Source organism: Nonomuraea sp. NPDC052129 (assembly GCF_040680095.1).
Taxonomy (GTDB): domain Bacteria; phylum Actinomycetota; class Actinomycetes; order Streptosporangiales; family Streptosporangiaceae; genus Nonomuraea.
The window spans coordinates 80,222-99,794 of record NZ_JBFAVX010000005.1 but is presented as its reverse complement, the minus strand read 5'-3'; the positions used below and the strand labels follow the sequence as shown (position 1 = coordinate 99,794).

The following is a 19,573-nucleotide window of genomic DNA, read 5'->3' as shown; positions in this document are numbered from 1 at the left end:
CCTTGCTGACTCCATCGAGCTCCATAGAGTCAAATCCACCCACATATGTCCGATCTTGACCTAGTCTTTCCTTCACTATGAACACTCTCCCCATGAAGAAGCTGTCGTCCCTTGTGGCCACAGGCGCGGTTATCGCGCTGGCCGGCGCGGGAACGGCGACAGCCGATGTCAAGCCAGTCTCCGCAGGTCAGCAGGTCGTTCCGCCAGCCGCCCAGCAGGCGGCTCCCCCTCGCGGCAAGGCCGCCGCGACGGCCAGCCCGCTGTACCGGACGGGACGGCTCGCCAGCTCCAACTGTTCGCCCGGCAACCTGCCCAAGGGCAGCACGACGGCTTACAAGCGCTTCCTCTCGACCGTGACGAACTGCCTGAACCGCTCCTGGGCCTCCCAGTTCCGCAAGGCCGGCCTCTCCTTCAGCAAGCCGCGGCTGCGCATCATCACTAAGAAGGTCCGCACGCCTTGCGGCCCGTGGAGCGCGGGTGCCGACGGCATCTACTGCTCGACCGACCGCACGATGTACATGCTGATCACCAAGACTCAGCTGCGCCAGCCGTTCGCGCTGGGCATCACCCGGCTGATGGCCCACGAGTACGGCCACCACGTGCAGAACATGTCGGGCATCTGGAACTACTACTGGGCCGCCAGGAACTCCAGCGGCAGGTCCGGCCAGCTCGCGCTCTCGCGCCGCTCGGAGTTGCAGGCGGAGTGCTTCTCCTCGGTCTTCATGCGCACGGTCGAGGGCACGCTGCCCGTCGACTCGGGTGAGTGGGACTACACCGTCAACTGGTTCCGCAAGAACGGCGCCAAGGGCTGGCCGCAGAACGACCACGGCCGGGGCCCGTCGCAGGCGTACTGGATGAACCGCGGCTACGGCTCGGCGTCCCCCGGCTCCTGCAACACCTGGGCCGCGTCGTCGCGTACCGTCGCCTAGTTCTCCACTCTGAACGTTCTCCACTCTGAACGTTCTCCCGCTGTGATGCGGCCGCGCCCTACGGCGCGGCCGCATTGCGCTTTCCGGACAAAGCACAGGTCTCGCGAACAGGGCCGCACCTAGTGGTCTAGTATCCGCGATCGTGCGTATACCCCTTATCGCCGCATCTGTCGGCATGGTCGTGGGTTTGGCCCTATCTGGCACGGCCAGCGCGGAGACCACGGCCCCGCAGGTCGCGCAGATCGCGCCGCCCGCCGTACTGGCCAAGAACAAGATCTATCGGTCCGGCACCCCGTCGCCGCAGTCGTGCGCGATCCCCGGGATCCGCAAGGGCAGCGCCGCCTCACTCAAGACCTTCCACCGGGCCATGGCCAGGTGCGCCAACACCTTCTGGGCCACCAGGTTCAAGGCCGCCGGGCTGCGTTACAGCCCTCCGAAGATCGCCATCACGACCGGCAGCGGGTCGGTCTGCGGCAAGATCACCAGCAACGGCGCCCAGTACTGCCCGGCGCAGCGGACGATCGCCATCCGGATCATGAAGCGGGACCTGCAGGACCCGTTCCGGATGAACATCGCGCACTCCGTCGCCCACGAGTGGGGCCACCACGTGCAGCAGCTCAGCGGCATGCTGGACGAGCAGAACAGGCTCTACTGGAGAGCCGGAGGAAGCGCGCGCACGATACTCAGCCACCGTCTGGAGATGCAGGCCGAGTGCTTCGCCGGCGTCTTCTACAGCTCCACGCTCGACTCCATCGACCCGGGCATCACCTGGGACGAGTGGACCGACGCCGTGAGCAGGGCAGGCGAGAGCAAGGTCCACGGCAAGCCGGCCAACCTCGCCTACTGGCAGGACCGCGGCTACAGCGGCGGATCGGCCCGATACTGCAACACCTGGACCGCGCCCAAGAGCCGGGTCTCCTAAGCGTTGGCCCTGGCCAGCACTTCCAGCGGGTCCGCGAGCACGTGGGCGAAGGCCAGCTCGGCCGCGCCCACGAGCGTCGCGTCGTCGGCCAGGGCCGAGGTGCGCAGCCGCAGCTTCTCTCGCTGCGGCGCCATCGCGTGCAGCGTCAGCCTGGTGCGTACCTGAGCGGCCGCGCCGAGATAGATCTCCCGCAGCATACCGCCGAAGATGACCATCTCCGGGTTGAAGATGTTGACCAGGTTGGCGACGCCCAGGCCGAGCCAGTCGCCGACCTTCTTGAGCGCCTCCTGGGCCACGATGTCGCCCCGGTCGGCGGCGTCGACCACGGCGCGCACCGCGTCCCTGCCGTGCTGCTCGCCGGCCAGCCGGCCGGCCGTCTCCAGCAGGGCCCGCTCCCCCACCTCGGCCTCCAGGCAACCGTGCGAACCGCAGCCGCAGGCCCGCCCGCCGGGGTTGACGACCATGTGGCCGACCTCGCCGCCGTAGCCGTCGTGACCGCCCAGCAGGTGACCGCCCGCGATGATCCCGCCGCCGATGCCGACGTCTCCGTGCAGGTAGATCAGGTCCCGGACGGCGGCCCCGACGCCGCGGCTGTGCTCGGCCAGCGCGGCCAGGTTGGCGTCGTTGCCCACGCTCACGGGCAGGCCCAGGCCCAGCCTGCGGCCCAGCTCCTCACCGAACGGCACCTCCTCGGTGCCGAGGTTCGGGCCGAACCTGATCATGCCGTCGCCCTTGCGCACCCCGCCGGCGACCGCCGCGGCCGCGCCGACGCAGACCGTGTCGGCCCTGGTCTTGCGCCGCATCTGCCGGGCGAAGCCGGCCAGGATCCCGGCCAGCTCCTCCAGCTCGAACGGGCCGCGCAGGCGTACGGCCTCCCTGCGGTCGAGGATCACCCCGCCCAGCCCGACCCGCGCGACGGCCAGCCGGTCCGGGCCCACGTCGAAGGCGAACACGTAGACCCGCGCCGACTCGGGACGCACCACGAGCGAGGGGCGGCCCGCGCGGCCGGTCTCGCGCGGCAGCTCCTCGCGCACCAGCCCGGCCGCGGTGAGGTCGGAGGTGAGCGCCATGATCGTGCTGCGGTTGAGGCCCATCTTCGACGTCAGCTCGGCGCGGGAGGTCGGCCCGCCCAGATGGACGTGCCGCAACAGGGCGCCGAGGTTGTGACGCCTGATGTCCTCCTGCGAGGGACCGGCACGCATCGTCTGGGCTTCCTTAAAGGGGTGAGAGTCGCTGATCACCTTAGACCAGCGGCTGCCGCCCGCTTGCGCGCCAGAGCGTCGACACCCGCGGCCAGGAGCAGAACGAACCCCGTGACCAGGTATTTCACACTCGCACCGTACCCCATCAGGCCCATGCCGTTCTCGATCACCGCGACCACGGCGCCGCCGAGCACCGCGTCGAGGACCCGCCCCTTCCCACCGAACAGACTGGTGCCGCCGATCACCGCGGCGCCGACCGCGTACAGCAGCACGGAGCTGCCGCCGGTGTTCGGGTCGACCGAGCTGGCCCGGGAGGCGGCGACTATGCCGCCGACGGCGGCCATCGCGGAGCAGATCACGAACGCGCTGATCCTGATCCGGTCGACGCTGATACCGGCTCTGCGGGACGCCTCCGCGTTCCCGCCGACCGCGTAGATGTGCCGGCCGAACGCGGTACGGCGGAGCACGAACGTCCACACGACCAGCAGCACGAGGATCACCGGCACCACGATCGGCACGCCCATGAGCGAGCTGATGGCCGGGTTGCGGGAGCGCTCGAGGTTGAGCACGTAGACGACGACGCCCCCGATGATCGTCAGCGCGCCCACGCGGGCGGCGATCAGCGAGATCGGGTCGGCCACCAGCCCGCGCTTGGACCGCCTGCCGGCCCTGACGAGCTGGAGGGCGGCGTAGCTCGCCACGCAGGCTGCGAAGAGCGCCCAGCCGAGCCAGACCGGCAGGTTCTTGTTGGCGATGGCGACGATGACGGAATCCCGGATCGAGATGTTCGTCCCCTCGTCGACCAGCACCAGGACCAGCCCCTGGAAGGCGAGGAAGGCGGCCAGCGTCACCACGAAGGATGGTATGCCCACCTTGGCAACCAGCGTGCCGAGCACGGTGCCGATGACGACGCCGGTAAGTATCGCCGCCCCCACGCAGACGTACCAGGGCAGGCCCATGTTGGTCAGCGTCACCGCGAGCACCGCCGCGCACACGCCGCTGGCGAAGCCGGCCGACAGGTCGATCTCGCCGAGCAGCAGCACGAACACCAGGCCCATCGCGATCACCGTGACCGCGGCGCCCTGGGTGAACAGGTTCGCGACGTTGATCGCCGTGAGGAAGGCGGGACGTGCGATGGCGAAGACGGTGCAGAGCACCAGCAGGCCGAGTACGGCCGGCAGCGCGCCCATGTCGCCGCCGCGTACCCGCTCAATGTAGGCGGTGACGCTGTGCCCGATCGACGGCGACTGCTTCGCGGTGACGATCGCGTCGCCGGGGAGTTCCTTGACCTTGTTCATGGCGCGATCCCCAGGTCTCCGCTCCGGCCGGATGTGATCAGTTCAACAACCTGCGCGTGCGTCACGTCGGCGGTCCTGACCTGCGCGGCCATTCTGCCGAGGTAGAGCGCCGCGATCTGGTCGGAGACGGCGAAGACGTCGTTCAGGTTGTGCGAGATGAGGACGACGGCCAGGCCGGTGTCGGCGAGCCGGCGGACCAGCTCCAGCACCTGCGCGGTCTGGGCGACGCCGAGGGCGGCCGTCGGCTCGTCGAGGATGACGACTTTGCTGTTCCACAGGACGGCCTTGGCGATGGCCACCGTCTGGCGCTGACCGCCGGACAGGCTGGACACCTGCTGCCTGATGGACTTCACCGTACGGACGGACAGTCCGTCGAGCGTCTGTGTGGCCAGTTCCTCCATCGACGCCTCGTCGAGCACGAGCCCGCTGCGGCGTTCCCTGCCGAGGAACATGTTCTGGACGATGTCGAGGTTGTCGCAGAGGGCGAGATCCTGGTAGACGATCTCGATGCCCAGCTCACCGGCGTCACGCGGGCCGTGCACCTGGACGGGGCGGCCGTCGAAGAGGATGTCGCCCCCGTCGATCGGGTAGATGCCGCCGATGCACTTGACCAGCGTCGACTTGCCCGCGCCGTTGTCGCCGACCAGGGCCGTCACCTCGCCGGGGTTGGCGGCGAAGGTGACGTCATGCAGGACCTGTACCGGGCCGAAGCTCTTGTCTATCCCGCGCACTTCGAGCAGGGGGGTCATGAGGCTCCCTTGGGGAGGGGTACGGCCGCCCTCTGTAGGTCGCGGCCGTACCCGGTTCTGCTTTCTTACTTTCCTACTGAATGCCGGCCGAGGTGCACTTGGCGGCGAAGTCGCCGGTGCACAGCTCCTCCTTGGTCACGTAACCGTCCGCCACGACGTCCTTGACGTTGTCGAGGTAGATCGGCTGCGGGTCGAGCAGCTCGGACGGCACGTCCTGGTTGCTCTGCGGGTCCTTGACGCTGCCGCTCGCCGTGGGCTTCTCTCCCTTGGCCAGCGCGACCGCGAGCTTGGCCGCCGCGTCGGCCTCCTTCTTGACGGCCTTGTAGACGGTCATGCACTGGTCGCCGACCAGGATGTTCTGCAGACCCTGGACCGTGGCGTCCTGGCCGGTCACCGGGACCTTGCCGTTGAGGTTGTTCTTCTTCAGCACCGTGATGGCGGCGTTGCCGAGACCGTCGTTGGCGGCCAGCACGCCGGCGATCTTCGGCGCGCTGGTCAGCATCTGCTCGAAGATGGTGCCGGCCTGGGCGTTGTCCCAGTCGGGCACGGACTGGTCGGGGCCCTTGACGTAGTCGCCCGAGTCGTACTTGGGCTTGAGGACGCCGTCGTACCCGGCCTTGAAGAGGGTGGCGTTGTTGTCGGTCGGCGAGCCGTTGAGCTCGGCGATGATCGGCTTGCTGGCCTTCTTGTCGGTCAGGCACTTGACCAGGCCCTCGCCCTGCAGGGTGCCGACCTTGGTGTTGTCGAAACTCACGTAGTAGGCGGCGCCGCCACCCAGCGTCAGCCGGTCGTAGTCGATGGTCGCCACGCCCTGGGACTTGGCCTTGTCGATGACCGTCTTGCCGGTGCCGCTGTCGAGGTTGACGATCATCAGCACGGTGGCACCGTTGGTGATCATCTGGTCGGCGATGGTCTGGAAGGCTGTCTTGTCGTTCTGGGCGTTCTGGATGTCGTAGGCCACCCCGGCGGCCTTGAACGCCTCTTCCAGGTACTTGCGATCCGCCGTCTCCCAGCGGGCCGAGGACTTGCTGTCGGGCAGGATGACGCCGATCTTGCCGGCCTTCTGCGAGCTCTGCGTGCTCTGCGCGGAAGACGTGGACGAGGTCGGACCGCTGTTGCCCCCGCAGGCGGTGAGACCGAGGGCTAGAACGGCGGCCGCGGCGGTCAGGCTGAGGATCCCCTTGCGCATAGTGCAGGGTCCTTTCTTCCGGAGGGCCCGGATGAATGTTGTTTGCGGCAACGTATTCCGGGACGGCCTGCTTTGGAAGACCTGCGGAGGGGGGAGTTTGTTGTTCCGGATAACAATCTAGAAACGCGCCTGACATCGGAGGTTCACCGTACGCATGCCGCCGGACTGTCAGGTGACACGGGAACCGGCCGCGTGACAGGCAATCTGGCCAACGAGTTGGCCAGCGTCAGCCGAAGTGGTCACGATGTCATTCGTGAGCACTGGGTCACAGAATGTGATCAGCGAGTTCCAGGTGACCAACGCCGCCGCCGAGGGCGCGGAGAAGCTCGCTGCAAGATTGGCTTGGCAGGTTATGGCACCTCTTGATCACGAAACGATGCGCCACCTGCCAGTCGGCCGCTCATCGCTGATGATCTCCCATGGGTGGAGGAACTGTTCGCCGAGAGGTGGGGAGATGCCATCTCCGTGAGCCACGGCGTCGCCCACGACACGACGGCACTTCCTGGATTCGTCGCCCGCCTCGACCGCCGTGCGCTGATCTCTGGGGCTCGCGCGGAGCGAAGGTCGTCGCGGTAACACGAGCTGAACAGGACGTCCAAGCACAGGGCACTGGCCTCTCGCAATGAGGACGCGTCACTGGCGGATCCAGACGTCCTCCATCCCCCAGACGATGTCCTCGGGGCGGCGCACGCGAAAGGTGGACGCCAGGAGCCTTTCCGGCCCGGCGTCATGGGAGGCGAACCCGAGCGCGCGCCGTCTGAAATCCTCGAAGTCCAGGTCGGACGCTTCGCCGCAGCCGAGCGCGTGCAGCAGCGCAGACAGATCGCCCTCGACGCGGATCTCTTCCGAATCGTTGAACTCTCGCACGGGTTCCACCCCGGGCAGCGCGATGATCACCTCCGCGAGGTCGGCGACCATGTCGAGGAACACGCTGCTCACGATGCGAGCCTCCGGGTGGAGTCGCCGCTGGTTCAAAACCTCGAGCTCGGCGAAGTCTGTGAGATCGCCGGCCAGGCCCGGCTCGCTCACATAGATCACCCCGCCCCAGCAGCCCACCACGACCAGGTCGAGGTCGGCGGGCTCGTACGGCATCAGCGTGCAGTCGCTCAGCGGCAGCGGCTCCAAGACCTCGGCGACCTCCGCGACCGAGTCCAGCGTCGTGACGATCCGCAGGGCTTGTGCGGGGTCGTGGGCTGCGGTCCCTGCGATCACTGCCGCGAGATCGGCACCCGGGGCGACGATCGTGAGTTCGGTCCGGCTGTCGCGGACTCGGATCACGCCGTCGGAGTCCGACAATTGGTCGTACTCGTCATGGTCGAGGGGGGAATGGATCATGATTCGACCCTAGCCGGGCATCTGCCGGAAAATGGCCACTTAAATGACACAACCAACTCGCGGTCCGTGACAGGCGAACTCGCCAACGCGGTGTCATGCCATGATCAATGGCCAGATTGGATGTCACCTGACACGGACAGCCGAGACGCCGCACCGGCCGGTGCGGCGTCTCTTGGGCGCCTCTTGGGCGGCGCCTCTTGGACGGCGGTCAGCCGCCCGCGGCTCCGGGATAGGCCCGGTCCATGGCCCTGCCCGATTGACGGTCCAGGAGCCGAGCCCGCCCGGTGTTGACGTCGACCGCGTACGAGCGCTCGCCTTCCTTGCCCCCGTACAGCAGCGTGACCTCGGATGCGCTCTGCCAGATCGTGGTGCCGTCGACGCCGCCGCGGTCGTCCGGCAGGCCGTTGATGGGCACCTTGCGCAGGGTCTTGCCGGTCTTGGCGTCGAGCAGGGTCAGCATGCTCTTTTCGAGCATCAGGGGCTCGCGCTTGCCGACCTTCGGGAACTCGAAGGCGACCACCGTACGGCCGTCGGGCGCTACTTCGCTGAACATGATGAACACGCCCTTGAAGCGCACCGGCTTGCCGCCTCCCGCGACGGGCATGAGCCACAGGTCGGTCTTGCGGTACCGGACCAGCTCGGCGACGCCGCCCTTGATGCTGACCGGCTCGTACTTGCCGTTGATGGGTGTCGTCCTGCCGGTGCGCACGTCGACCAGCATGCCGGGATACTTGCTGCCCTCGCGCGGGTCGAAGGCGATGTACCGGCCGTCGTCGGAGAGCACGAGCATGGAACCCACGCCGATCTGCTCCTCCTTGACGGTGACCGGCGACGTCGCCTCGGAGCCGCCCACCAGGTCGCGCACCACGTGTGCCTGAGCCTCGCGACTGTAGTAGGCGAGCATGCGGCCGTCCCGGCTGATCGCGACGGGCACCCACTCGCCCTTGGCGGTCTCGGCGAGCGCCTGCGGCACGCGGTAGGTCTTGCCGGCGCGGGTGACCACCCGCCACTCGACCGCGGAGCAGTCAGCCTCACGCTCGACGAACTTGCAGGATGTCTTGTACGCGCGACTGATCGCCCCCACCTTGCCCTGGGGCAGGTCGGGCACGGCCTCTTGGCCCTGCCGCGTGGCCGTCTGGGCGCCACGCGGCCACGGCACGGCCACCACCACTGCCACCGCCGCCGTCACGCACAGCATCGCGACGGCGGATGCCGTCAGCACGGTCCGCCGCCTGTGCCGGTGGCCCGCGATGGCCACGTCGGCGAGGTTCACCAGCGGAGCCTCCTCGGCGATGTCGCCCAACGCCTCGCGCAGTCTCGTCATCGTGCCACCTCCACGATCTCGGGATCATCCAGCAGATGCACCAGCTCCGGCGCGACCTCGCGCAGGCGGGCCAGCGCGTGATGGGTCTGGCTCTTGACGGTGCCGACCGCACAGCCCAGCACCTCGGCCGTCTGCGCCTCGGTCAGGTCCTCCCAGAAACGCAGCACGATCACGGCCCGCTGCCTGCGCCCCAGCTTGGCCAGCGCCTGACGCAACACGATCCGGTCGAGCACGGCTCCGTCGGAGTACGCGCCCCGCTCGGGCGGATCACCGCTCGGCACCTCGGGACGTAATCTGCGTTTCCAGGAGATGTACTGGTTGACCATGGCCTTGCGGGTGTACGCCTCCGGGTTGCCGCCCTTGACCAGCTTGGACCAGTGGCCCACGACATTGATCAGGACGCTCTGCAGCAGGTCCTCGGCCAGGTGCGGGTCTCCCGTGAGCAGGTACGCGGTCCGCATCAGGGCTTGCTGGCGGGCGAGCACGAACTCACGGAAGCCGTCGTGATGGTCCAATGTTGATCTCCTCTCCCCCGTTGCCAACGCGACCTGTGTGACGAAAGGTTGTACCGCTCGCATCCCCAATCACAGGAGCACGTTCAGGGGCTCGGGCGCTCGGAGAGGTTGAGCGGTCAGGGGGCTAAGGCGATCAGGGGGCCTGGGTCAGGTGGCCAGGCTCTGGGCGATGAGGGCGGCGGCCGAGACGGCGGCGACCACCAGCACCGCGGTCCGCACCTTCCCGCCGTCCAGGTAGCGCCGCAGCGGCCCCGACACCAGGAACCCGAGCACCATCGGCACGATCAGCACCGCCCCCGTGATGGCCGCCCGGCCGGAGAACTCCCCCACGATGCCCAGGATGGCCAGCGACTGCGCGGCGCCCAGGAAGAAGACCATCGCCAGCGTCGCCCGGATCTGCGGCCCCTTGGCGTGCTGGTAGACCAGCGCGATCGGCGGCCCCCCGACGCCGGTCGCGGTGCCGGTGATGCCCGAGAAGAACCCGGCCCCCGCGATGGTCGCATCGTTGCGCGGCACGCTGACCGCCCACGCCGTGAGCCCCACTGCGATGAGCACCATGACCCCCACGAAGACGCCTCGCGTGTAGACGGATATGTAGACCAGGACGACTCCACCGATGGCCGCACCGGGCAGCCGCCCCAGCACCGCGAAAACCACCCCGCGCCAGTCCACCTTCCGCCACTCCGCGGCCAGCGTGAACAGCGGCAACGTGACGTTGACCACCTGGATTGCGGTGGGCATCAGGGAGTGGTCGAGCATGGTGAGCACCGGCGCGGCCACCAACCCCAGCCCGAACCCCACGCTGCCCTGGACAACCGCCCCAACGAAGACCGCCAAACCGCCAACAATCAGCACTAATGCCATCTGAGCCACGAAGGAGAGTCAATCATCTTTACTCTAAGTTGCCGTTCCAGCCCTTTGCGTAACCAAGGACATGTAGATTCCTCTCAGACGCCGACGTAGCCTCCGGAGTGTGCGCATGAAGCAGAAGGCCACGACGATGCGCGTCAGCGTCGAGACCAGAGATCGCATCGCCCGAATCGCCCGACAGGAGGGCCGGAGCATGACCGAAGTGCTGATCGACGCCATCCACGACTACGAGCAGAAGGTGTTCTGGGAAAGGGTCAACGACCAGATCAAGCGGACCCAGAAGGAGGATCCCGCCGCCTGGGCCGACTACCTCGCCGAACGAGAGCTCATCTTGGGTCCGCCCTCGCGCTCTCGCCGGATCGCACCCGAGTGGGAGGGGCTGATCACATTCCCCGAGGAGACCGATGAAGATAACCCAAGGTGAGATCTGGTTCACCAACTTCGGTGACCCAGCCGGCCGCGAGCAGGGCTTCCCCCGGCCCGCTCTGATCATCAGCAACGACAGTCTCAACCAGTCGAGATTGGGACTGGTCTTCGCCGTCCCGCTGACGACGCGAAATCGCGGCTATCTCACGCACGTCCAAATCACCCCGAAGGGAACGGGCCTGGCCAAGACCAGTTGGGCGATGGTCGAGCAGCTTCGTGCCATCTCCCCGGAGCGCTTCGACTTCTACGTCGGCGCCGTCTCGGACGAGGTGCTCGCCAACACGGTCAACGTGCTCAAACGGATGCTGTGATCGACACCCTCAGGACGCTCATCCGGATGCCATGATCGGCGCCGCCCGGCGAAGTGGAGTTTCGCCGGGCGGTCGCCACTCACATGGTGCCAGATACCACGATCCGCAGTCCGCCAAGCACCTCAATCGGCAGCACCCCCGCTGGACAGTCGCAGCCGCATGCCGTCCAGGATGAGGGCCAGCCCCGCCTCGAACGAGCTGTCGCCCTGCGGGTCGCCCTCCTCCAGCAGGGCCGCCATGATCCGGGGGTAGCGTGCCTGAAACTCCGCCATGTCGGGCCCTGACTCGTCCGTGTCCGGCCGCGTCCGGTCGGCCTGCTCCTCCAGCACGAACCCGGCCACGTAGTTGCTCACCGCGAACAGCCCCCGCGCCGCGTCCGCCACCGTGAAGCCCGCCAGTTCCAGCGCCTCCACCGCCCGCTCCACCATCGCGAACATCTCGGGCGACGACCGCGTCCCGGCCGCCAGCCGAGCCCCGTCGCGGTGGGAGTTGAGTATCGACCGGCTGCCGCGGGCGTAGTCGGCCACCCACTCCCGCCACTGCGACGGGTCCGTGAACACCGGCCGCGTCACATGCGGCGCCTCCATGGCCACCGCCATCGCGTCGAGCAACTGCTGCTTGTTCTTGAAGTGCCAGTAGAGCGCCGGCGCCTGCACGCCGAGCTCCGCCGCCAGCCGCCGCAAGGTGAGGCCGTCGAGGCCCACCTCGTCGAGCAAGCGCAGCCCCGTCGCCACGATGGTGCCTTTTTCGAGTGCCACGGTTGACAGTTTAACAACGTTCAATGCATCCTTAACAGCGTTAGATTTAACGGTGTTAAGGAGGTTCGTCGTGATCCATGCGGAAGGGCTCCGGAAGAGTTACCGGTCCAAGGACGCGCTGGCGGGCATCGACCTGTCCGTGCCTGCGGGCACGGTCTGCGGGCTCCTTGGGCCCAACGGGGCGGGCAAGACCACCGCCGTACGCATCCTCACCACGCTCCTCCGCCCCGACTCCGGTCACGCGGAGGTGGCCGGGCTGGACGTGGTGCGGGACGCGGCGCGGCTGCGCTTCATGTTCGGGCTCGCCGGGCAGCACGCGGCGGTCGACGAGTTGCTCACCGGGCGGCGCAACCTGGAGATGTTCGGCCGCCTGTACCACCTGCCCAAGGCGGCGGCCCGGCGACGGGCCGACGAACTGCTTGAGCGGTTCGACCTTACCGACGCCGCGAACCGGCGGGTCAAGACGTACTCGGGGGGCATGCGCCGCCGCCTCGACGTGGCCGCCAGCCTGATCGTCGCGCCGCCCGTGCTGTTCATGGACGAGCCCACGACCGGTCTCGACCCGCGCAGCCGCCTCGGGCTGTGGGAGCTGCTGCGCGACCTGGTCGCCGAAGGGACCACGCTGCTGCTCACCACCCAGTACCTGGACGAGGCAGACCGTCTCGCCGACCAGATCGTCCTGCTCGACCAGGGGCGGGTCGCCGCCTCCGGCTCACCCGCGGAGCTGAAGCAGCGGATCGGCGGCGACCGGGTGCAGGTCGTCCTCCGCGCGGCCGCCGACGTCCCCCAAGCCCTCGACCTGGTACGGCGCGCGGCCGATGAACGGCAGGTGGAGGTCGTGGACGAGCGGCGGGTGACAGTGGCGGTCGAGCAGGGGGCGCAGTCGCTCATCCGCATCGCCGGCGCGCTGGACACGGCCATGATCCCGGTCGAAGACCTGTCCCTCCGCCGCCCGACCCTGGACGAGGTCTTCCTCCACCTGACCACCACCTGACCACCCGACCACAGCCGCTGACCGCGACCCGACCAGGCCGCCCGAGCAGGCCGCCCGAGCAGGCCGCCCTGATCGCTACTCGACCCGCCTTCCGGCATGTTCCGGCCGATTCCCACGAGGTGATGCCGCATGGCTCTTGTCCACGTACCCGCTCCACCGAAGACGCTCGGTGAGCGCCTCCGCTGGACGATCTCCGACTCCCTGACCATCGCGCGCCGCACCTACTTCAGGCTGATGGCGCAGCCAGGGGAAATAGCGGGATACCTGGTGTTCCCCGTTGTCATGACCATCCTGTTTGGCTATGTCTTCGGCAGCGCGATCACCCTCCCCGGTGGGGGCGACTACCGCAGTTACCTGATGCCCGGCATCTTCATGCAGGTCATGGCGATGACCGCGGCCGCCGCGGCCACGGCGGTCGGTGAGGATATGGAACGCGGCGTCATCGACCGGTTTCGCGCCCAGCCGATCGCCCGCGGCGCCGTGCTCATCGGCCGCAGCGTCGCCGACCTGTCCATGCACCTGCTGTCGCTGGCCTCGATGGTGGTGGCGGCGATGCTGCTGGCGGGGTGGCGGGCGCACGGCACCTTCGGGCAGACGGCGGCGGCGTTCGGCCTGCTGGCCCTGTTCGGCTTCGCGATGATCTGGGTGGGCACGTACATCGGGCTGTTCGTCAAGAGTGGCGCCCAGGCGGACGCGGCGACGTTCGGGTGGCTGTTCCCGATGACGTTCCTGGCCAACACGTTCGTCCCGACGGAGGGGCTTCCCGCCTGGATCAAGCCGATCGCCGACTGGAACCCGATGAGCGCCGTGGTCGCCGCCGCCCGCCTGCTCTTCGGCAACCCGACGTCGCACTCCCCCGCCTGGCCGCTCCAGCACCCGATCGCGGCGAGCCTGCTGTGGTCCGGGGCGATCATCGTCGTCTTCTTCCCGTTGGCAGTCCGCGCCTATCGCCGCATATCCCGCTGATCCACCGGGTGACGCGAGCCGAAGCAGGCGGCCAAGAACGCGCACGTCACGGCGCCCAGCCCCGTGAACCGCAGGAGCGTTCCCCTGGACAGGGCCCGGCCATGGACGGCGGGTGGGGCCCACCGTGCCTGCCGTAAAGGAAAGTGCCCGTAAAGCAGGTAGGGAGGAGCGCGCCTCTGAACGGGGCCCGGCCACGGACGGCGGGCGGCTCGAAAGCAGATGTCTGCAGGAAGGCGGCAAAGCGCCGCCCGGCGGTGTGGTGCCGGGCGGCGCTTCGTGGTCGGGTGGTTCACCCCCGATGTGGGCGCGTGAGGTCGCGCCCGCCCGGCCGCGGGAAGTGCGGCGCGGGATCCCGGCGGCCTCCGCTCAGCTGGTGGCCGAGGCGGCGGCGCGGGAGGTCTCAGCACCCTCGCGAAGGACCCTCAGTGAAGCTGAGGACTCGAACCCTCGCGAGGGGTTACGACCGGCGTCAGATCAGATCTGACGCCGGATCAGGACTTGGCGAGGAGGGAGCGCAGGACGTACTGCATGATGCCCCCGTGCCGGTAGTAGTCGGCCTCGCCGGGCGTGTCGATGCGGACCACCGCGTCGAACTCCACCTCGCCCGCCTTGACGTGCACGGTCGCCGGGATGCCGCCCTTGTTGAGCTCCTCCACCCCGGTGATGTCGAACGTCTCCTCGCCGGTCAGCCCCAGCGAGGCGGCCGAGACGCCCTCCGGGTACTGCAGCGGCAGCACGCCCATCCCGATCAGGTTGGAGCGGTGGATGCGCTCGTACGACTCCGCGACGACGGCGCGGACGCCCAGGAGCGCCGTGCCCTTGGCCGCCCAGTCGCGCGACGAGCCCGAGCCGTACTCCTTGCCCGCGAGCACCACCAGCGGAGTCCCGGCCGAGGCGTAGTTGACCGAGGCGTCGTAGATGAACGACACCGGCCCCTCGTCCTGGGTGAAGTCGCGGGTGTAGCCGCCCTCGGTGCCGGGCGCGATCTGGTTGCGCAGGCGGATGTTGGCGAACGTACCCCTGATCATGACCTCGTGGTTGCCGCGCCGCGAGCCGTAGGAGTTGAAGTCCTTGACCGCGACCTCGTGCGCCTGCAGGTATTGGGCGGCGGGCGTGCCGACCTTGATGGAGCCGGCGGGCGAGATGTGGTCGGTGGTGACCGAGTCGCCGACCTTCACCAGCACGCGAGCGCCGGAAATGTCGGTAACGGGGTCAGGAGTCGAGGGCATGCCCTCGAAGTAGGGAGCCTTGCGCACGTACGTGGAGGAAGGGTCCCACTCGAAGGTGTTGCCCGTCGGGATCGGCAGCGACGTCCAGTGCTCGTCGCCCTTGAACACGTCGGCGTAGTCCCGCTCGAACATGTCGCGCCCGATCGAGGAGTTGACCACGGCCGTGATCTCCTCGGGCGAGGGCCAGATGTCGCGCAGGAAGACCGCCGTGCCGTCGGCGCCGATGCCCAGCGGCTCGGTGTCGAGGTCGAGGTCCATGGTCCCGGCCAGCGCGTACGCCACCACGAGCGGCGGCGAGGCCAGGTAGTTCATCTTGACGTCGGGGTTGATCCGGCCCTCGAAGTTGCGGTTGCCCGACAGCACGGCCGTGACGGCGAGGTCGTTGGCCTGGATCGCGTCGGAGATCTCCGGGAGCAGCGGCCCGGAGTTGCCGATGCAGGTGGTGCAGCCGTAGCCGACGAGGTTGAAGCCGATCTTGTCGAGGTACGGCTGGAGCCCCGAACGCTCGAAGTAGCCGGTGACGACCTGCGAGCCGGGAGCCAGGGAGGTCTTGACCCACGGCTTGCGGGTCAGGCCCTTCTCCACGGCGTTGCGGGCCAGCAGGGCCGCGCCGAGCATGACGTACGGGTTGGAGGTGTTGGTGCACGAGGTGATCGCGGCGATGGAGACGATGCCGTGGTCGATCTCGAACGAGGTGCCGTCCTCCAGCGTCACCGCGACCGTCTTGTGCGGGCGGGAGCCGTTGGCGCGGGAGTTGGAGGCGGGCGCGTCGGAGGCGGGGAAGCTCTCTTCCACGGCCTCGTCGACGCCGTCGCCGTCGAAGTCGGTGACGTAGTTGCGTACGTCGCGGCGCCAGGTGTCCTTGGCGGCCGACAGGGCGATGCGGTCCTGCGGGCGCTTCGGGCCGGCGATGGACGGGACGACCGTGCCGAGGTCGAGCTCGATGTACTCGGAGAAGACCGGCTCGGGCGCCGACGGGTCGAGCCAGAGGCCCTGAGCCTTGGCGTACGCCTCGACGAGCGCGATCTGCTCCTCGGAGCGGCCGGTCAGGCGCAGGTAGTCGACCGTCTGGCCGTCGATCGGGAAGATCGCGCAGGTGGAGCCGAACTCGGGGCTCATGTTGCCGATCGTGGCCCGGTCGGCCAGCGGCACGGACGAGACGCCGTCGCCGTAGAACTCGACGAACTTGCCGACCACGCCGTGCTTGCGCAGGATCTCGGTCACCGTCAGCACCAGGTCGGTGGCCGTGGCGCCGGCGGGCAGCTTGCCGTTGAGCTTGAAGCCGACCACGCGCGGGATCAGCATGGAGATCGGCTGGCCGAGCATCGCGGCCTCGGCCTCGATGCCGCCGACGCCCCAGCCGAGGACGCCGATGCCGTTCTCCATCGTGGTGTGCGAGTCGGTGCCCACGCAGGTGTCGGGGTAGGCCTTGCCGTCGCGGATCATGACCACGCGGGCGAGGTGCTCGATGTTGACCTGGTGGACGATGCCGGTGCCGGGCGGGACGACCTTGAACTCGTCGAACGCCGTCTGGCCCCAGCGCAGGAACTGGTAGCGCTCGTGGTTGCGCTCGTATTCGCGCTCGACGTTGCGCTGGAAGGCGTCGGGGTGACCGAAGTAGTCGACGATGACCGAGTGGTCGATGACCATCTCGGCGGGGGCCAGCGGGTTGATGCGGGCCGGGTCGCCGCCCAGGTCGCGTACGGCCTCACGCATGGTGGCCAGGTCGACCACGCACGGCACGCCGGTGAAGTCCTGCATGATGACGCGGGCCGGGGTGAACTGGATCTCCACGCTCGGCGCCGCCTTGGGATCCCAGCCGCCCAGCGCGCGGATGTGGTCGGCGGTGATGTTCGCGCCGTCCTCGGTGCGGAGGAGGTTCTCCAGCAGGATCTTCAGGCTGAACGGGAGGCGGGCTGCGCCTTCGACGGCGTCCAGCCGGAAAATCTCGTAAGACGCGTCGCCTACGCGTAGCGTGTCACGGCTGCCGAAGCTGTTCGCGGACACGATGATTCGCCTCCTCCATAGACATTTGCTCAGTTGAATCCTGCCGCACCCCGGGAGCAGTAAGAACGTTAGGTGAACCTAACCCGCAGGGCCGCGCGGCGGATGTCTTGATGTCAAGATATCTCTAAAAGTATCTCGACATCAAGTTAAACTGGCGCCAGCCGCCAGAACAGCAGGCCGATGATGGCGATGGACAGCACGGGAGCCAGGATCTTCTGCTCGAACGTCTTCCCGGTCTTGATCCCGATCTTCCACGGCAGCACGAACCGGACCGACACCGGCCACAGCACCGGACAGCCCCGCTCGGTCATGCAGTCGCCGACGACGTGCACGAGGCAGCCGATCGCCACGGCCAGGCCCAGCCAGGCGTAGCCGACCCCCTGTGACAGGAAGACGGCGTAGAGCCCGGCGGTCAGGCCGACGTTGATCATCGCTGAGCCGAGCTTGTTGCCCGGGATGCCGATGCCGATCGCGCGCAGCGCCAGCCCGATGAGCAGCACGACCATGATGTCGCGGCCGATCGGATAGGTGTTGGCCAGCCAGTGCGCCGCGAACCCGAGCACCACCGCGAACACCAGCGAATGCGTCGCCCCCCGATGTCCGCCGCTCAGCCAGTTGACGGCCTTGCTCAGCACCCAGGTGACCGGCCCGAACGTCTGCGCGATCGTCGCGCTCGGATGGTCGAGGTCGGGCAGCATGGCCGCCCCAGCGCAGATGATGGCGCCGGCGATGAACTCGGCCGGGGTGAGGGCGTTCGCCATGATCCCGGTCTCGATGAACCTGGAGGACTCGCTCAGCATCGGGAGCGCGGCGAGCCCGGGTGCGAGTCCTAGCCAAGCGATGGCCCCGGTCATCGCATGCGAATGCCCCATCATGATCGAAACTGTACGGCAAAGCCGTTCTTTACGCGCGGAGACCCGCCTGGGGCGCCATCACCCTCACCTCGGCGCTACGGACTTTGCCGGCCGCAGACCATCGCCGGCCATCGAGGCCCATCCGGGAAATGTCCGGAAACGCAGACGAGGTCGTCTCCGCGGCGACAGCACCCCCCAGCCCTGCCGACGCGGAACGACCTCGTCTGCTCTGAACAACGACACCCCCCCGTCTCCTGTTCCCGGATTCCGCAACTTTTTCGTGATCTGTCTCACTCTGCCCATCCGCTTGCGAACGACATATTGGCGATATATCTTTGAAGCATCGAGAACATTCACAAGCATTCACAAGAAGGAGAGTTTGACATGACTTCCGCACAAGCAGCAGGGCGTCCGTGGCCCGAGCCCCGCGAGTTCAAGCGTGCCGCCCGTGAAGCGCTCAAGGCCGTGGCCGAGGCGTGGGAACAGGGCGGGCACCACCATCACCACCACCGCGGCGGCGGCGGTCCGCACGAGGAGCGGCAACGCGGCCGGCGTGGATTCCCGCCCGAGTTCGGGCGCGGCCCCTGGGGATGGGGTCCAGGCGGACCGGGCCCGTTCGGGCACCGGGGCGGCTGGGGAGGCCGGGGTGGCCGGAAGGCCAAGCGGGGCGACGTACGCGCCGCGATCCTGGCGCTCCTGTCCGAGGAGCCGCGCAACGGCTACCAGATCATCCAGGAGATCGCCGAGCGCAGCGAAGGCGGCTGGAAGCCCAGCCCCGGCGCCGTCTACCCGGCACTCCAGCAGCTCACCGACGAGGGGCTGGTCGTCGCCGAGGAGAACGAGGGCCGCAAGACCTTCCGCCTCACCGAGACCGGGCTCGCCTACATCGAGGCGCACGCGGACGAGATCCGCGCCCCGTGGGACGAGATGCGCCCCGACATCGACGACAACACCGCGGACCTGTGGGACATCGCGCGCCAGTCGGCATTCGCGATGATGCAGGTTTTGCAGACCGGGAGCGACGCACAAATCCGCGAAGCGCGTAAGACTCTTGTAGAGACCCGGCGCAAGCTCTACCAGATTCTGGCCGACGGCGACCCGGGCGAGGAGTAACGCATGACCGGCGCCACCCTGGAAGGCCGGTACGGGGAGAGCGAGGAACCAGCCATGGACCCCAACGATCTCCGCATCGGCGACGCCGAGCGCGAACAGACGATGGCCGACCTGCGCGAGCACTTCGCGCAGGGCCGCCTCGACCGCGAGGAGCTGGACCAGCGCCTCGACCGGACGCTCGGCGCACGCACCGCGCGAGACCTCGCGCAGATCACCGCTGACCTTCCGGGACAGCGGCGGCAGTACGACTACCGCGACCCGCAGGGCCTGCCTCCCCAGGCGTTCGACAAGGACGCCTGGCGGGCGGCGATGAAGGCGCACCGGCACCAGATGCAGTCGATGCGTCACGAGCGGCGCGACATGCGACCTGGCTGGGGACGGCCGCACCATGGGCCGGGGCCGTTCCTGCCGATCCTGTTCGTGTTGCTGATGGTGGGGCTCGTGTTCGGGGGGTTCGGCATCGCGAAGGTGCTGTTCTTCGTGTTCATCGGAGCCATGGTCTTCAAGATGATCCACCGGCACTCCCACCGCCGCTGACCCCCTTATCCCCTTTTAAAGGCATATATAGGTCCGATCGCCGCC

The 19,573-nt window shown here is 68.2% G+C and carries 19 protein-coding genes; 8 read left to right on the top strand and 11 right to left on the bottom strand.

The genetic code is table 11. The annotated features are described in order from the left end of the window. Positions 1–77: 77 nt before the first annotated feature. Both AB0L53_RS14250 and AB0L53_RS14245 read left to right on the top strand, forming a co-directional pair. On the top strand, positions 78–929 hold the full coding sequence (locus tag AB0L53_RS14250; RefSeq protein ID WP_363993282.1) for a neutral zinc metallopeptidase: 852 nt from the start codon (positions 78–80) through the stop codon (positions 927–929). A 142-nt stretch (positions 930–1,071) separates the two neighbouring features. After that, positions 1,072–1,851, top strand: coding sequence for a neutral zinc metallopeptidase (locus tag AB0L53_RS14245; RefSeq protein WP_363993281.1), 780 nt, complete (start codon positions 1,072–1,074; stop codon positions 1,849–1,851). Here the strand turns inward: AB0L53_RS14245 and AB0L53_RS14240 are convergent. The 8 genes from AB0L53_RS14240 to AB0L53_RS14205 all read right to left on the bottom strand — a co-directional run bounded on the left by AB0L53_RS14240 (position 1,848) and on the right by AB0L53_RS14205 (position 10,300). Further along, positions 1,848–3,053, bottom strand: a complete 1,206-nt coding sequence (locus tag AB0L53_RS14240) for an ROK family transcriptional regulator (RefSeq protein WP_357940946.1) — start codon at positions 3,051–3,053, stop codon at positions 1,848–1,850. The two genes, AB0L53_RS14245 and AB0L53_RS14240, sit on opposite strands and share 4 nt — an antisense overlap. Positions 3,054–3,088: 35 nt before the next feature. After that, positions 3,089–4,351: an ABC transporter permease gene (locus tag AB0L53_RS14235; RefSeq protein WP_363993280.1), complete on the bottom strand. Its 1,263-nt coding sequence runs from the start codon at positions 4,349–4,351 to the stop codon at positions 3,089–3,091. After that, a complete protein-coding gene (locus AB0L53_RS14230) occupies positions 4,348–5,100 on the bottom strand; it encodes an ATP-binding cassette domain-containing protein (protein WP_363993279.1) in 753 nt (250 codons plus the stop codon). The genes AB0L53_RS14235 and AB0L53_RS14230 overlap by 4 nt, the downstream gene beginning before the upstream one ends. Positions 5,101–5,173: 73 nt before the next feature. Further along, positions 5,174–6,289 carry a substrate-binding domain-containing protein gene (locus tag AB0L53_RS14225; protein WP_357642521.1) on the bottom strand — a complete coding sequence of 372 codons (1,116 nt, stop codon included), beginning with the start codon at positions 6,287–6,289 and terminating at the stop codon, positions 5,174–5,176. A 633-nt stretch (positions 6,290–6,922) separates the two neighbouring features. Further along, entirely contained in the window at positions 6,923–7,624 is a 702-nt protein-coding gene (locus AB0L53_RS14220) for a DUF6333 family protein (protein WP_363993278.1), read from the bottom strand. A gap of 208 nt (positions 7,625–7,832) precedes the next feature. After that, positions 7,833–8,948 carry a hypothetical protein gene (locus AB0L53_RS14215; RefSeq protein WP_363993277.1) on the bottom strand — a complete coding sequence of 372 codons (1,116 nt, stop codon included), beginning with the start codon at positions 8,946–8,948 and terminating at the stop codon, positions 7,833–7,835. Further along, positions 8,945–9,463: a SigE family RNA polymerase sigma factor gene (locus AB0L53_RS14210; protein WP_363993276.1), complete on the bottom strand. Its 519-nt coding sequence runs from the start codon at positions 9,461–9,463 to the stop codon at positions 8,945–8,947. Before AB0L53_RS14210 ends, AB0L53_RS14215 begins: the two co-directional genes overlap by 4 nt. 147 nt (positions 9,464–9,610) lie before the next feature. Then, entirely contained in the window at positions 9,611–10,300 is a 690-nt protein-coding gene (locus AB0L53_RS14205; RefSeq protein WP_363993275.1) for a sulfite exporter TauE/SafE family protein, read from the bottom strand. Positions 10,301–10,436: 136 nt separating this feature from the next. Here AB0L53_RS14205 and AB0L53_RS14200 point away from each other — a divergent pair, with 136 nt between their 5' ends. Both AB0L53_RS14200 and AB0L53_RS14195 read left to right on the top strand, forming a co-directional pair. Continuing rightward, a complete protein-coding gene (locus tag AB0L53_RS14200; protein ID WP_363993274.1) occupies positions 10,437–10,757 on the top strand; it encodes a hypothetical protein in 321 nt (106 codons plus the stop codon). Beyond that, a complete protein-coding gene (locus tag AB0L53_RS14195) occupies positions 10,738–11,070 on the top strand; it encodes a type II toxin-antitoxin system PemK/MazF family toxin (protein WP_358175236.1) in 333 nt (110 codons plus the stop codon). Before AB0L53_RS14200 ends, AB0L53_RS14195 begins: the two co-directional genes overlap by 20 nt. Before the next feature lie 122 nt (positions 11,071–11,192). Here the strand turns inward: AB0L53_RS14195 and AB0L53_RS14190 are convergent, their stop codons facing one another. After that, on the bottom strand, positions 11,193–11,828 hold the full coding sequence (locus AB0L53_RS14190; RefSeq protein ID WP_363993273.1) for a TetR/AcrR family transcriptional regulator C-terminal domain-containing protein: 636 nt from the start codon (positions 11,826–11,828) through the stop codon (positions 11,193–11,195). Positions 11,829–11,898: 70 nt separating this feature from the next. Here AB0L53_RS14190 and AB0L53_RS14185 point away from each other — a divergent pair, with 70 nt between their 5' ends. Next, the gene (locus AB0L53_RS14185) at positions 11,899–12,822 is read left to right on the top strand and encodes an ATP-binding cassette domain-containing protein (protein WP_363993272.1); all 924 of its coding nucleotides are present in this window, start codon (positions 11,899–11,901) and stop codon (positions 12,820–12,822) included. 129 nt (positions 12,823–12,951) lie between these two features. Next, positions 12,952–13,788: an ABC transporter permease gene (locus tag AB0L53_RS14180; RefSeq protein ID WP_363993271.1), complete on the top strand. Its 837-nt coding sequence runs from the start codon at positions 12,952–12,954 to the stop codon at positions 13,786–13,788. 491 nt (positions 13,789–14,279) lie between these two features. Here the strand turns inward: AB0L53_RS14180 and acnA are convergent, their stop codons facing one another. Together acnA and AB0L53_RS14170 are read right to left on the bottom strand one after the other, a co-directional pair. Next, positions 14,280–17,024 (bottom strand): aconitate hydratase AcnA, encoded by a 2,745-nt coding sequence (gene acnA, locus AB0L53_RS14175; RefSeq protein ID WP_363993270.1) that lies wholly within the window; start codon positions 17,022–17,024, stop codon positions 14,280–14,282. Between the two features lie 146 nt (positions 17,025–17,170). Then, a complete protein-coding gene (locus AB0L53_RS14170) occupies positions 17,171–17,899 on the bottom strand; it encodes a metal-dependent hydrolase (protein ID WP_363993269.1) in 729 nt (242 codons plus the stop codon). 363 nt (positions 17,900–18,262) lie between these two features. Between AB0L53_RS14170 and AB0L53_RS14165 the strand changes: the two genes are divergently transcribed. Together AB0L53_RS14165 and AB0L53_RS14160 are read left to right on the top strand one after the other, a co-directional pair. Then, complete coding sequence (locus tag AB0L53_RS14165) at positions 18,263–18,991, top strand: PadR family transcriptional regulator (RefSeq protein ID WP_363993268.1); 729 nt, start codon at positions 18,263–18,265, stop codon at positions 18,989–18,991. Between the two features lie 3 nt (positions 18,992–18,994). Further along, complete coding sequence (locus AB0L53_RS14160; RefSeq protein WP_363993267.1) at positions 18,995–19,528, top strand: DUF1707 domain-containing protein; 534 nt, start codon at positions 18,995–18,997, stop codon at positions 19,526–19,528. The last annotated feature ends 45 nt before the right edge of the window (positions 19,529–19,573 follow it).

What these genes read in the sequence shown, in the direction of transcription:
- AB0L53_RS14250 (WP_363993282.1), top strand. Translation starts at nt 78, where the DNA reads ATGAACACTCTCCCCATGAAGAAGCTGTCGTCCCTTGTGGCCACAGGC.
- AB0L53_RS14240 (WP_357940946.1), bottom strand. Translation starts at nt 3,053, where the DNA reads ATGCGTGCCGGTCCCTCGCAGGAGGACATCAGGCGTCACAACCTCGGC.
- AB0L53_RS14235 (WP_363993280.1), bottom strand. Translation starts at nt 4,351, where the DNA reads ATGAACAAGGTCAAGGAACTCCCCGGCGACGCGATCGTCACCGCGAAG.
- AB0L53_RS14230 (WP_363993279.1), bottom strand. Translation starts at nt 5,100, where the DNA reads ATGACCCCCCTGCTCGAAGTGCGCGGGATAGACAAGAGCTTCGGCCCG.
- AB0L53_RS14225 (WP_357642521.1), bottom strand. Translation starts at nt 6,289, where the DNA reads ATGCGCAAGGGGATCCTCAGCCTGACCGCCGCGGCCGCCGTTCTAGCC.
- AB0L53_RS14220 (WP_363993278.1), bottom strand. Translation starts at nt 7,624, where the DNA reads ATGATCCATTCCCCCCTCGACCATGACGAGTACGACCAATTGTCGGAC.
- AB0L53_RS14215 (WP_363993277.1), bottom strand. Translation starts at nt 8,948, where the DNA reads ATGACGAGACTGCGCGAGGCGTTGGGCGACATCGCCGAGGAGGCTCCG.
- AB0L53_RS14195 (WP_358175236.1), top strand. Translation starts at nt 10,738, where the DNA reads ATGAAGATAACCCAAGGTGAGATCTGGTTCACCAACTTCGGTGACCCA.
- AB0L53_RS14180 (WP_363993271.1), top strand. Translation starts at nt 12,952, where the DNA reads ATGGCTCTTGTCCACGTACCCGCTCCACCGAAGACGCTCGGTGAGCGC.
- AB0L53_RS14170 (WP_363993269.1), bottom strand. Translation starts at nt 17,899, where the DNA reads ATGATGGGGCATTCGCATGCGATGACCGGGGCCATCGCTTGGCTAGGA.
- AB0L53_RS14165 (WP_363993268.1), top strand. Translation starts at nt 18,263, where the DNA reads ATGACTTCCGCACAAGCAGCAGGGCGTCCGTGGCCCGAGCCCCGCGAG.
- AB0L53_RS14160 (WP_363993267.1), top strand. Translation starts at nt 18,995, where the DNA reads ATGACCGGCGCCACCCTGGAAGGCCGGTACGGGGAGAGCGAGGAACCA.